The organism is Rugamonas sp. GW822-FHT03B10, assembly GCF_058801745.1.
The window spans coordinates 1-11,074 of sequence record NZ_JBXANP010000013.1 but is presented as its reverse complement, the minus strand read 5'-3'; the positions used below and the strand labels follow the sequence as shown (position 1 = coordinate 11,074).

Annotated in this window: 11 protein-coding genes and 1 pseudogene; 4 read left to right on the top strand and 8 right to left on the bottom strand. The window is 66.5% G+C overall.

The window, feature by feature from the left end:
* Window positions 1-6 precede the first annotated feature (6 nt).
* The 8 genes from AC1RQG_RS19435 to AC1RQG_RS19400 form a co-directional block, all read right to left on the bottom strand.
* Window positions 7-489, bottom strand: a complete 483-nt coding sequence (locus AC1RQG_RS19435; RefSeq protein ID WP_493133682.1) for an agglutinin biogenesis protein MshP — start codon at window positions 487-489, stop codon at window positions 7-9.
* Complete coding sequence (locus AC1RQG_RS19430; protein ID WP_493133681.1) at window positions 486-1,373, bottom strand: type II secretion system protein; 888 nt, start codon at window positions 1,371-1,373, stop codon at window positions 486-488. The genes AC1RQG_RS19435 and AC1RQG_RS19430 overlap by 4 nt, the downstream gene beginning before the upstream one ends.
* Window positions 1,373-1,993, bottom strand: coding sequence for a prepilin-type N-terminal cleavage/methylation domain-containing protein (locus AC1RQG_RS19425; protein ID WP_493133680.1), 621 nt, complete (start codon window positions 1,991-1,993; stop codon window positions 1,373-1,375). Before AC1RQG_RS19425 ends, AC1RQG_RS19430 begins: the two co-directional genes overlap by 1 nt.
* Complete coding sequence (locus AC1RQG_RS19420; protein WP_493133679.1) at window positions 1,983-2,558, bottom strand: pilus assembly FimT family protein; 576 nt, start codon at window positions 2,556-2,558, stop codon at window positions 1,983-1,985. The genes AC1RQG_RS19425 and AC1RQG_RS19420 overlap by 11 nt, the downstream gene beginning before the upstream one ends.
* A gap of 72 nt (window positions 2,559-2,630) precedes the next feature.
* Entirely contained in the window at window positions 2,631-3,164 is a 534-nt protein-coding gene (locus AC1RQG_RS19415) for a type II secretion system protein (protein WP_493133677.1), read from the bottom strand.
* Window positions 3,165-3,234: 70 nt separating this feature from the next.
* On the bottom strand, window positions 3,235-3,690 hold the full coding sequence (locus tag AC1RQG_RS19410; RefSeq protein ID WP_493133676.1) for a type II secretion system protein: 456 nt from the start codon (window positions 3,688-3,690) through the stop codon (window positions 3,235-3,237).
* 68 nt (window positions 3,691-3,758) lie between these two features.
* Window positions 3,759-4,994, bottom strand: coding sequence for a type II secretion system F family protein (locus AC1RQG_RS19405; RefSeq protein ID WP_493133675.1), 1,236 nt, complete (start codon window positions 4,992-4,994; stop codon window positions 3,759-3,761).
* 1 nt (window position 4,995) lies between these two features.
* Entirely contained in the window at window positions 4,996-6,699 is a 1,704-nt protein-coding gene (locus AC1RQG_RS19400; RefSeq protein WP_493133673.1) for a GspE/PulE family protein, read from the bottom strand.
* A gap of 210 nt (window positions 6,700-6,909) precedes the next feature.
* Between AC1RQG_RS19400 and AC1RQG_RS19395 the strand changes: the two genes are divergently transcribed.
* The 4 genes and pseudogenes from AC1RQG_RS19395 to AC1RQG_RS19380 form a co-directional block, all read left to right on the top strand.
* Complete coding sequence (locus AC1RQG_RS19395; RefSeq protein ID WP_493133672.1) at window positions 6,910-7,626, top strand: ABC transporter ATP-binding protein; 717 nt, start codon at window positions 6,910-6,912, stop codon at window positions 7,624-7,626.
* 10 nt (window positions 7,627-7,636) lie between these two features.
* A complete protein-coding gene (locus AC1RQG_RS19390; protein ID WP_493133671.1) occupies window positions 7,637-8,632 on the top strand; it encodes an ExeA family protein in 996 nt (331 codons plus the stop codon).
* 91 nt (window positions 8,633-8,723) lie between these two features.
* A complete protein-coding gene (gene mshL / locus AC1RQG_RS19385; protein ID WP_493133669.1) occupies window positions 8,724-10,646 on the top strand; it encodes a pilus (MSHA type) biogenesis protein MshL in 1,923 nt (640 codons plus the stop codon).
* Window positions 10,643-11,074 (top strand): annotated as a pseudogene (locus AC1RQG_RS19380) (tetratricopeptide repeat protein); the annotation flags it as partial. The gene mshL and the pseudogene AC1RQG_RS19380, both read left to right, overlap by 4 nt.

Genomic DNA, 11,074 nt, shown 5'->3' with positions numbered 1-11,074 from the left:
TCCTCATTAAAGCTGCGCCTCCACCACGCGCTGCGCATAATCGGGGCCCTTGCTCGCGTTGGGGCAACCGCTGGCGCCCGGCTGGTTGCAGGCCGTGGCCCGGATCCAGAAGTGCTCCGCCCCACCGGACAGGCCCGCGTTCGCGCCGCAGGTGATGGTCACGCTGAACGCCGACAAGGTGGTGTTGGCCGGCAAGGCAAACGTCACGCCGGACCCGGCCGCCTTGGGACAGCCGAGGCTGGCCGACGGCCCCGTGCCCGCGCCGCTGCGCAAGGCCCGCCACAGCGCCCACTCCATGCCGGCGCGCGCGGCCTGGTAGGCGCGCGCGCCCTGCTGGTCCTGCGCGGCGCCGGCCTGCTGCGACGTGACCACCGACACGATGGCCACGCCGAGTCCGGCCAGCGCCACCAGCAGGAAGATGGCGGTGACGATGCCGATGCCGGCCGCCCGCCGCATGGCCCGGATGCGTGGGTAGTGTGGATGGATCATGGCGTGTTCTCCACGGCGGCCTGATGCGCGAGCGTGACCGTTTCCGTGCTGTCCGCGCGGCCCACGATCAGGGTGATGCCGACCAGCCCGCTATGCACATTCTGCAACTGGGCGTACGAGAAATTGCAGCCCGCGACGTTGCTGGCCAGGATCGCGTGCTGGATGGTCTGGCCGGGTGGATTGGCCATCGTGGCCGGATCGGTCTGGCTGGCGTTGAACTGATAGTTCCAGTAGCGCGTCAGTTCCATGCCGCCCGTGGCCGCCGGCGCGCAGCGGAACGTGACAGGCTGCGTGGCCACGCTGAAACGCTGCGTGGGCGAGGTGTTCGGTATGCCGTTGACGGGAACGGCGAACGGATTGCTGACCAGCGTCACGACATTGTTCACTGGCGCGGAGGCCACTTGCGCCCGGTTGCCGCCCGCGTAGGCGTCGGCCGTGATGTAGTCGGGTCCAAGGTTGTAGACCACGATGTAGTCGCCGGCCACGATGTTGTACGGGAAGGCCGGCATGTCGCCCACCACCTTGAAGGTCAGCTTGTCCTTATCCCCGAAGTCCAGCACCGGGGCGCCCGCGTTATCGTCCGCCGACAGATAGGTGCCGGCCGCCTTGGTGGGAATGAACTCCAGCAGCACCACGCTGCCCGCCGTCAGCACGCGCACGCTGTTGGGCAAGGCGCTGTGCAGTTCGCGCGTGATGCGCCGCAGCGCCAGGTCGGCCACGTCGCTCATTTCAGCCCGCCCCGCCGCGTCCACGTAGTTCTGCACGGGACGGCGGATGAACAGCACCATGATGCCGGCCAGGATGCTGGTGATCACCATGACGACGATCATCTCGATCAGCGTGAAGCCGCGCGCGGGCATTGGGGGGATGCGGATGGCCATCATCAGTCCGTCGTCCTGGGCGCGTAGCGCGTGCGGTAGCCGTCCAGCGTGACCTTGCCGCTGCCGTAATCGACGTTGATCGTGATGTGCAGCGCCTCCATGTTGGCGGGCGTCGTGTCCGCCGTCACCGCCATGCCGGCAGGGCCCAGCGTGGCCGGCTCCATCGCCACGGTGGCCGTGAAACCCGTCAACGGCGTGGCCGGGCCACCCATGGCCTGGCCGGCAGCATCGACCAGTTGGCTGCCGCTGAGGAAGGATTGCTGGGGCGTGCCGGAAGCTGTCACGTAATCGTTCACGTTGTTGTAGGGGCGCGATTCGCCGTTCTCGGGGCCGAACGCCTCCACGGTCGTCGCGCACTTGGTGGTGTCGCCGGGCGCACCGACGGCGGCGCTGGTGGCGGTGGCGGCGTTGGCGTCGGACGGGTCGCAGAACGTGAAGCGCGCTTGCTGCACCTCCTCCATCAACGCCTCGGCCAGCAGCAGAGCCTGCTTGCGCCGGGCCGGCTCGGCGCTGGCCTTGGTAGACATGTTCAGCAACTGCAGCACCGTCACGGCGGCCACGCCCATGATGACCATGAACATCACCAGTTCGATCAGGCTCAGGCCGCGCTGCCTAGTGTACATAGCCCGTCTCCGCTTCCACGATGACGTTGACGCTCGTGCCACCGCCGCTGACGGTGATGGTCAGCGGCGTGGTGAAGGTGGAAGCCGTGCCCAGCGGATTGGCGGCGTCGGCAGCGTTGTAGGGACGGCCCATGGCATCGAAGAAGAACATGCCGCCCGCGCCCACTTCGGTGGCGCGGCTGGCGGTGACGGTCAGCCCGTCCGGTTTGCCTTCGCACATCCAGTTCGACACGTAGCTGCCGCCGATCTGGCACTGGGCCTTGGTGCTGGCGTTACCGCTGTTGTTGCCGCCCGGCGCGGGAACGGCATCGCCGGCCGCGCACGCGGGCTGCACGCACAGCGCGAAGCGGCTGCCGGTCGCGCTCACGTACACGGGACGGTTCTGCGCGATCGCCAGTTTCTGGCCGTAGCGGATGACGGCCTTGGCCTGGTCGGCGTACGCGCGCGCCTGGATCGGACCATTGTCGAAGAAACGGGCGATGGCGACGGCGCCCAGCACGCCCATCACCACAAGGACGGTAATCAGTTCAACAATGGTGAAGCCGGCCGCATCCCGGCGTATCAAACGCCGGGCGCCGCGGCAATTGCCCAGATGGGCAGTCCCAGAGTCGGCCACTGATCGGGGATACGGTATAGCTTATTGGCAAGCACTGGATACCAGCGTGACAACTGGTGGCACATTTGCGGCAGTAGATTCCGTATAGCTCAGGTAGCACGTCAGCGCGGTTGCGGTAGCGGCGATGCTCTTCGGGACAACGATGAAACCGTTCGCGGGAACGGCGGGTTGCGTACCTGTCGCGGTCTGAGCCGTACCACCACCAGCCACGATCGTATAATCGGCGCTGGTCAGGCCTGCGGCGTTGGCGGTCCCGACAAGGCCGGTAGGATAGCCGTTGACCACCGTCACCGTCACGCCCTCATTGACCACGCCGCTGGCGGCGACGGTAGTTGGATTAAGCAAGTACTGCCCATGCACCATCGAAACGGTGGTATTTAACGCACCCTGTGCCGCCTGCAACGCCGCCTTGCGCGCGTCGCCTCCCAAGCTCGCGAACCGGGGCAAAGCGGTCGCCGCCAAAATACCGAGGATGACAATCACGACGATCAATTCGATCAGGGTGAAACCAGCCTGTGCGGACGGACGGACGCTGTGCATTGCTTGCTTGTTCATTGACTTCTCCAAATCGCCATACAAATCAGAAATTCACAAGGGACAGCGCGCGGCGGGCAGTCGGGCGGCGCTAATCGTTCACTTGCTCGAAGGTCACACCTGCGTTCTCAGATGCTCCTGATGGCTTGGCGACTTTTGTGGGCAAGCGCAACAATTTTACCTTGAATTTCAATAGTTTCGCGGGAGCATTTCCAAAAGTTTCGCGATTATTTAACAAATAAATCAGCGTCTTATCATGCCGGTCAAAGTACCAGTTTCCAGCAGGCAATTCGTTGTTATCAGGAGAGAAATACTCCCCCAGATAATTCGCCGGCTTGCGGTCCAGCAGCGCGATGGGATTTTGCGCCGCCAGCAAACCGGGATCGACCGCGCGCCCCGGCAACCGCGCCTGCGCCATCCTCGCGTCCAGCGCCGTGCGGATGCTGGCCGCCACCTCCTGCACCGCCACCAGCTCCGCCTGCTCCTGATAGAACGCCACCCGCTCCAGCAGCACCCCGGCCAGGATGGCCAGGATGGCGGTGGCCACGGCGAACTCGAAGCGGCTCACGCCGCGCTGGCGCCACCGTTGCAAACGCCCCACAGGCGCCCGCGTCTTCATTTGTGCAGGGCCACTTTGCCCAGGTCCCAGATCGGCAGGAAGATGCCCAGCGCCAGCACCAGCACCAGCACGCCGAGGAAGGTGATCAGGATAGGCTCGATCTGGGCCGACAAGGTCTTCAATTCATAGTCGACTTCGCGCTCGTACATCTGGGCGATCTCGTCCATGAGATCGTCGAGCGCGCCCGTCTCCTCGCCCACCGCGATCATCTGCAGCACCACGGGCGTGAACACGCCGGCCGCCGCCGCCGTGCGCAGGATGCTGTCGCCGCGCTCCACGCCGTCGCGCATCTGCTCCACGCGCGCGGCCAGGTAGGCGTTGTCGACCGTCTGCGCCACCACCGTCAAGCCCTGCACGATGGGCACGCCGCTGCGGGCCGACAGCGCGAAACTGCGCGCGAAGCGGGCCATGGTGCCCTTGAGGATGATCTTGCCCGCCACCGGCACCTTCAGCTTGAACTTGTCCCAGCGGTAGCGCCCCTTGGCCGTGGCGATCCAGGCCCGGAAGCCGAACACGGCCGCCACCGCCACCGCCGCCAGCAGCGGCCAGAAGCGCACGGTGAAGTTGGAACTGCCGATCAGGATGCGCGTCATCAGCGGCAATTCGGCGTGGAACGACTCGAACACCTTGACGAAGGCGGGAATGACGAAGATGTTCACGATGACCATGGCCGCCACCATCGCCACCACCACGAAGGTCGGGTAGCGCATGGCCGTCTTGACCCGCTCGCGCATGTCGCGGTCGAACTCCATGTGGTCGAACAGGCGCAGGAACACTTCCTCCAGCCGGCCCGTCATCTCGCCCACGCGCACCATCGACAGGTAGAACGGCGTGAACACGGTGGGATGGCGGCGCATGGCGGCCGACAGTTCGCGGCCCGAATCGAGCGATTCGCGCATGTCCTTGATGACGCGCCCGAACGACTTGCTGACGGCCGATTCCTGCAGCCCGGCCAGCCCGCGCATGATGGGCACGCCGGCCTTGAGCAGGGTGTACAGCTGACGGCTGAACAACTGCACGTCCATCGCCGTCACCTTCTTCTCCATCAGCTTGACCCACCACGCGTCGCCGTTGTCGGCGGCCGCGGCGGCCCGCTTGGTGACGCTGATGTCGATCGGCGTCACGCCGGTATTGAACAACTGGTCGGCCACGGCGCCGCTGTCGGCCGCCTCCAGCACGCCCTGCATCAGTTCGCCGCGCGCGTTGCGGCCCTTATAGGCATACAGCGGCACGTCAATCCTCGAACTGGTTGCTGATACGCATGGCCTCGGCCACCGTCGTGCGGCCCTGCACCACCAGCTGCACGGCATGGCGGCGCAAGGTGTTGCCGGCCATCTGGGCCGCGGCCGCCTTCAGGAACGCGTTGGCGTCGTGGTGGTTGGCCGCGTCCACCACGGCGCTCGTCATCTCCAGCAATTCGTAGACCCCGGTGCGGCCCCGGTAGCCCATGCCGTTGCAGTGCGAGCAACCCTTGCCGTGGAAATAATGGCCGGCGCCGGCCTGGTCGCCCAGCTCCAGCCGCAGCCATTCCGTTTCCGTGGGGCTGGGCTCGTACGGCGTGGTGCAGCTCTCGCAGATCACGCGCACCAGCCGCTGGGCCAGCACGGCCTGCAGCGAACTGCCCACCATGTAGCGCGGCACGCCCATGTCCATCAGGCGCAGCGGGGTGCCCAGCGCGTCGTTGGTGTGCAGCGTGGACAGCACCAGGTGGCCCGTCATGGCGGCCCGCAGGCCGATCTGGGCCGTCTCCTGGTCGCGCATCTCGCCCACCAGCACGATGTCCGGGTCCTGGCGCAGGGCCGAGCGCAGCACGCGCGCGAAGTCGAGGTCGATCTTGTCGTTGACCTGCACCTGGTTGATGCCGCGCAGCCGGTATTCGATCGGGTCTTCCACCGTGATCAGCTTCTTCTCCACGGAATTGAGCTCGGCCAGCGCGCAGTACAGCGTGGTGGTCTTGCCGCTGCCGGTCGGCCCCGTCACCAGCACCAGGCCGTTGGGGCGCTGGATGATGGCGCGGAATTTGTCCAGGATGGGCTTGGGCATGCCGATCGCGTCCAGCCGCAAGGTGGTGCCGGCCTGGTTGAGCAGACGCATCACCACCGATTCGCCGTACTGGGTCGGCATGGTCGAGATACGCACGTCGATGCGCTGCTGCTTGACGCGCACGGCGAAGCGGCCGTCCTGCGGCAGGCGCTTCTCGGAGATGTCCAGGTCGGACATCAGTTTCAGGCGCAGCGCCAGCGAGGCGGCGATCTTGATGTCGGCCTCGGTCTGCAGGTGCAGCACGCCGTCGATGCGGAAGCGGATCTGCAAGCGCCCTTCCTGCGGCTCGATGTGGATGTCGGACGCGCCCACCTGGGCCGCGTCGTCGAACACCGATTGCAGCAGCTTGACGATGGGCGCCTCCTCCAGATTCGGATTGACGGCCAGCGCGCCGAAGTCGACCGACACGTCGCCCAGGTCCTGCTCCAGCTCGCGCGCCAGGTCGGTGATGTCGTCGGTGCGGCGGTAGATGCGGTCGATCGCGCCCAGCACCTCGGTCTCGTTGACCACGGCCAGTTGCACGGTCTTCTTGAGGATGCGCGAGATCTCGTCGTAGGCGAACAGGTCGGTCGGGTCCGACATGCCCACCAGCAGCGCCGCGCCGCGGTCCTCGAGCGCCAGCGCGCGGAAGCGGCGGGCCTGGGTCTCGGGCAGCAGCCGCACCACGTCCGGGTTGATGTTGTAGAACTTCAGGTTCAGATAGGGAATGTCGAGCTGGCGGGCCAGCGCGCCGGCGATCTGCTCCTCGGTCACGTAGCCGCTCTCGATGAACAGCCGGCCCAGCTTGCGCCCGCTGCGCTTCTGCTCGGCCAGGGCCAGGCCCAGCTGCTCCTCGGACAGCAGCTTTTGCTGCACCAGGATTTCTCCCAGGCGGACTTTTTCCGGCCTTGCCATGTACTTCCCTCCAGTTCGATCGCCGCCCAGCGCGTGCTGCGGCCATTCTAGTCCAGAAAATTGTCCTTGCCAGCAATCTACACCACGGAAAATCATGAACGTCGCCAGAATGCCGCCACATAGGGGAATTTCGCGTTTGCACTAGCAAAATCCCCGGGGAATGCGCTACAGTGTGGGTCGCCTACCACTCGCGCGCCCAGACCGCCACACATGACCGAACCCGCACTGCGTTTTCACCAGCTTGCCAAGCGTTATGGCGACACCAGCGTATTGCGGGGCGTGGATCTGGAAGTGGGGGCCGGCGAATGCGTGGCGCTGGTGGGCGTGAACGGCGCCGGCAAGACCAGCCTGATGAAATGCCTGCTCGATTTTTGCGCAGTCGATGGCGGCAGCATCGCCATCTTCGGCCGCGACCACCGCCAGCCTGCCGCGCGCGCGCCGCTCGGTTTTCTGCCGGAACGCTTCACCCCGCCCTATTACCTGACGGGGACGGAATTTATACAGTACATACTGACCCTGCACGGCCAGGCGGCCGACCCGGCCGCCATCGCCGGCATGGCGCAGGCGCTGGACCTGGAGGGATCGGCCTTGAAACGCACGGTGCGCAGCTATTCCAAAGGCATGACCCAGAAGCTGGGGCTGGCGGCCTGTCTGCTGGCGCCCAAGGCCCTGTACGTGCTCGACGAGCCCACCAGCGGCCTCGACCCCAAGGCCCGCGCCCTGCTCAAGGCCCAGCTGCTGGCCAAGCGCGCGGCCGGCAGCGCGCTGTTCTTCACCTCCCACCTGCTGGCCGACGTGGATGAGCTGTGCGACCGCATGGCCATCCTGCACGACGGGCAAATCCGCTACGCCGGCACCCCGGCCGCGTGCCGCGCCCGCTACCAGGCCGACAGTCTTGAGCAGGCCTTCCTGCGCTGCATCGCCTGAGGCCGCCACCATGTACCGCTCCCATTTCGGCCTGCACGAATCGCCGTTCGGCATCACGCCGAATCCGGCCTTCTTCTACGCCGGCAACACGCGCGGCGAAATTCTGCAGGCGCTGCTGTACGTGGTCACGCACGGCGAAGGCATCATCAAGGTCACCGGCGAGGTCGGCAGCGGCAAGACCATGCTGTGCCGCATGCTCGAAAGCCAGCTGCCACCCCACATCGAAGTGATCTACCTGGTCAACCCCAGCCTGTCGCCGCTGGAGGCGCTGTTCGCCATCGCCAGCGAACTGGGCCTGCAGCCGGCCGGCAAGCGCGGCGACGAGGTGCTGCGCGAACTGCACGCCGACCTGATCGCCAAGCACAGCGCCGGCAAGCAGGTGGTGCTGCTGGTGGAGGAGGCGCAAGCGATGCCGCTGGCCACGCTGGAGGAGATCCGGCTGTTGACCAATCTGGAGACGGCCCGCAACAAGCTGCTGCAGATCGTGCTGTTCGGCCAGCCCGAGCTCGACGAGCACCTGGACCTGGCCAGCATGCGCCAGTTGAAGGAGCGCATCACCCACAGCTTCGAGGTGCCGGCCATGGCGGCCGAGCTGGTGCCCGAGTTCCTCGACTTCCGGCTGCGCGCGGCCGGCTACGCGGGACCGCCGCTGTTCAGCCGGAAGGCGGCGCTGCGGCTGGCGCGCGCCTCGGGCGGCATCGTGCGGCGCATCAACATCCTGGCCGACAAGGCCATGCTGGCCGCCTACGCGGCCGACGCCGAGCGGGTCGAGGTCGGGCACATCAACAAAGCGATACAGGAATCTCAATTCAAGAATAAAAACAGTATCGTATCGCACGCCACCACGGCGCTGTCGCTGATCATCGTGCTGTTGTTGGCGGGCATCGCCTGGCTGCTGTGGCGCCCGCCGGCGCCGGCGCCCGTCCGCCCGGCCGCCGAGGCCCGGGCCGCGCCGCGAGCGCTGTCGCCGCCGCTGGCGGCGGCCCCTAAATATTTGCCACAATGAAACGTAATGGTTGCTGGACAAGTTAAATTGTAAGATCATGTCGACTAGAATTCCAAAAGCACAACATTCAGCGCAAGGGGCGGACAAGAGTATGAAAAACCACGTTGCTCCCTTGATCCCGGCCCTGTGCGGCGTGCTGCTGGCCGGCTGCGCCAGCGCGCCGCTGCCCGACTCGCGCAGCCACATCACCGAGCCGGCCCGTCCGGCCGGCGCCATCCCGGAGCCGGTGCAGGAAAGCGTGGCGCTGGCGCCGCCCAAGCCGGCCGCCAAGCTGGAGACCTACAGCGTCACCGTGCACAAGGTGCCGGTGCAGTCGCTGCTGTTCGCGCTGGCGCGCGACGCCGGCCTGAACGTCGACATCCACCCCGGCATCGAAGGCACGGTCACGCTCAACGCGCTGGACCAGACCATGCCGCAGTTGCTGAGCCGCATCGCCAAGCAGGTCGACATGCGCTACGAGATCGACGGCAACAACCTGGTGGTGCAGCCGGACACGCCCGTGTGGCGCAACTACAAGATCGACTACGTCAACATCGCGCGCAGCACCAGCAGCAGCGTCAACATCGCGACCCAGATCTCGACCACGGGCGGCGGCTCGTCGAGCAACGTCAACACCGGCTCTACCAACAGCCCCAGCGCCCTCAACAGCACCAACAACGGCGCCACCGGCAACAACAATTCGACCACGGCCGTCAACAACCGTTCGGACAATAATTTCTGGTACACGCTGGAAAAGAACATCCGCGACATGCTGCGCCCGTCCAACCTGTACGACACGCCGATCGACCCGCTGGCCGCGTTCCACGAGCAGCCGGCCAACGCGTCCGCGCAAAGCCAGGCGCTGGCCATGCAGCAGCAACAGCAGCAAGCCAACCAGAGCAACCAGCTGACGCCGGCCATCTTCAGCCCGCAGGGCGCGCCCGCGTTCAACGCCAATCCGGCCGCCCAGCAGCAGCAACAGCTGCAGCTGCAGGAGAAGCAGACCGCCATCAAGAACCAGGCCTCCGTCATCACCAACGTCGAGGGCGGGCTGATCGCCGTGCGCGCCACCGCGCGCCAGCATGAGAAGATCCGTGAATTCCTCGACATCGTGCTGGGCGCGGCCAAGCGCCAGGTGCTGATCGAGGCCACCATCATCGAGGTGCGGCTGGGCGACCAGTACCAGCAGGGCATCAACTGGAGCAGCCTGGGCAAGGGCGGCCTCAAGCTGACCCAGGGCCAGGTCGGCAACGCCACCCTGCCGTCCGACGTCACCCCCGGCACCTCGCCCGGCGTGTTCGTGCTCAACTACGCCAACCCCACCTCGCGCCTGGGCAACATCGCCACCACCATCCAGCTGCTGGAGACGTTCGGCAAGGTCAAAGTGCTGTCCAGCCCCAAGATCAGCGTGCTCAACAACCAGACCGCGCTGCTCAAGGTGGTCGACAACAATGTCTTCTTCACCATCAAGGTCACGCCGGCCGTGCTGGGCAGCAATGGCTCACCGACCACGCCGGCCACCTATGAATCGCGGCTGGAGACGGTGCCGGTGGGCTTCGTGATGAGCGTCACGCCGCAGATCTCCGACAGCGACGAGGTCACGCTCAACGTGCGCCCCACCATCACCCGCATCGTCGGCTACGTGCAGGATCCCAATCCGGCGCTGGCGGCCGGCCAGGTGGTGAGCAAGGTGCCGGTGATCCAGGCCCGCGAGCTGGAATCGATCATGAAAGTGCCGAGCGGCCAGGTGGCCGTGATGGGCGGGCTGATGCAGGATTCGGTGGACAACACCAAGGACGGCGTGCCCGGCCTGAGCGCGCTGCCCGTGGTGGGCAACCTGTTCTCCTACCGTAACGAAAACAATGTCAAGACGGAGCTGGTCATCTTCATGCGGCCGGTGGTGATCAAGGACGCCAGCATCAACGGCGACTTCAAGGATTACCGCTACCTGCTGCCCAACCAGGACGCGGCGGCGCCCCCGGCCCCGGCCGCCAGCGCCGCCCCTGCCGCACCCTTGAAGGCGGATGGAACATGAGCCTGCTGATGCAAGCGCTGAAAAAAGCTGAGCGCGCCAAACAGAACAGCATTCCCGAGACGGAGCTGGAAAAGCCGTCCGAGGCCTTCGACGATCTGCTGGCCCTGACGCCGCAGGAGACGCCGCCGCCGGCCAGCCCCGGCGGCGAATTCATGCTCGACCTGGAACCGCTGGACGGCCCCGCCCCGTCCGCCGCGCCGGCGCCGGCCGCCAGCGCACCGCCGGCCGCGCTCGCGCCGTCGCAGGAACCGTCGCTGGAACCGTTGTCGTTCGAGACGGAGCCGCCCATCCCCGTGCTGGCCGTGGCCGACGAGGCGATCCACGACCCGGTGCCGCCGCAGGCGCGCCATCAGGGAGCGGCGCGCCCGGCGCCGCCGCCGGCCGCGCAGGCGGCGGCGCAGGCGGCGCAAGCGCGCCAGAACGGCAAC

Bases quoted from the DNA above. Each gene is read 5' to 3' on its own strand.
- AC1RQG_RS19395 (WP_493133672.1), top strand. From the start codon at position 6,910: ATGACCGAACCCGCACTGCGTTTTCACCAGCTTGCCAAGCGTTATGGC.
- AC1RQG_RS19435 (WP_493133682.1), bottom strand. From the start codon at position 489: ATGATCCATCCACACTACCCACGCATCCGGGCCATGCGGCGGGCGGCC.
- AC1RQG_RS19425 (WP_493133680.1), bottom strand. From the start codon at position 1,993: ATGTACACTAGGCAGCGCGGCCTGAGCCTGATCGAACTGGTGATGTTC.
- AC1RQG_RS19390 (WP_493133671.1), top strand. From the start codon at position 7,637: ATGTACCGCTCCCATTTCGGCCTGCACGAATCGCCGTTCGGCATCACG.
- AC1RQG_RS19400 (WP_493133673.1), bottom strand. From the start codon at position 6,699: ATGGCAAGGCCGGAAAAAGTCCGCCTGGGAGAAATCCTGGTGCAGCAA.
- mshL (WP_493133669.1), top strand. From the start codon at position 8,724: ATGAAAAACCACGTTGCTCCCTTGATCCCGGCCCTGTGCGGCGTGCTG.
- AC1RQG_RS19415 (WP_493133677.1), bottom strand. From the start codon at position 3,164: ATGAACAAGCAAGCAATGCACAGCGTCCGTCCGTCCGCACAGGCTGGT.
- AC1RQG_RS19430 (WP_493133681.1), bottom strand. From the start codon at position 1,373: ATGATGGCCATCCGCATCCCCCCAATGCCCGCGCGCGGCTTCACGCTG.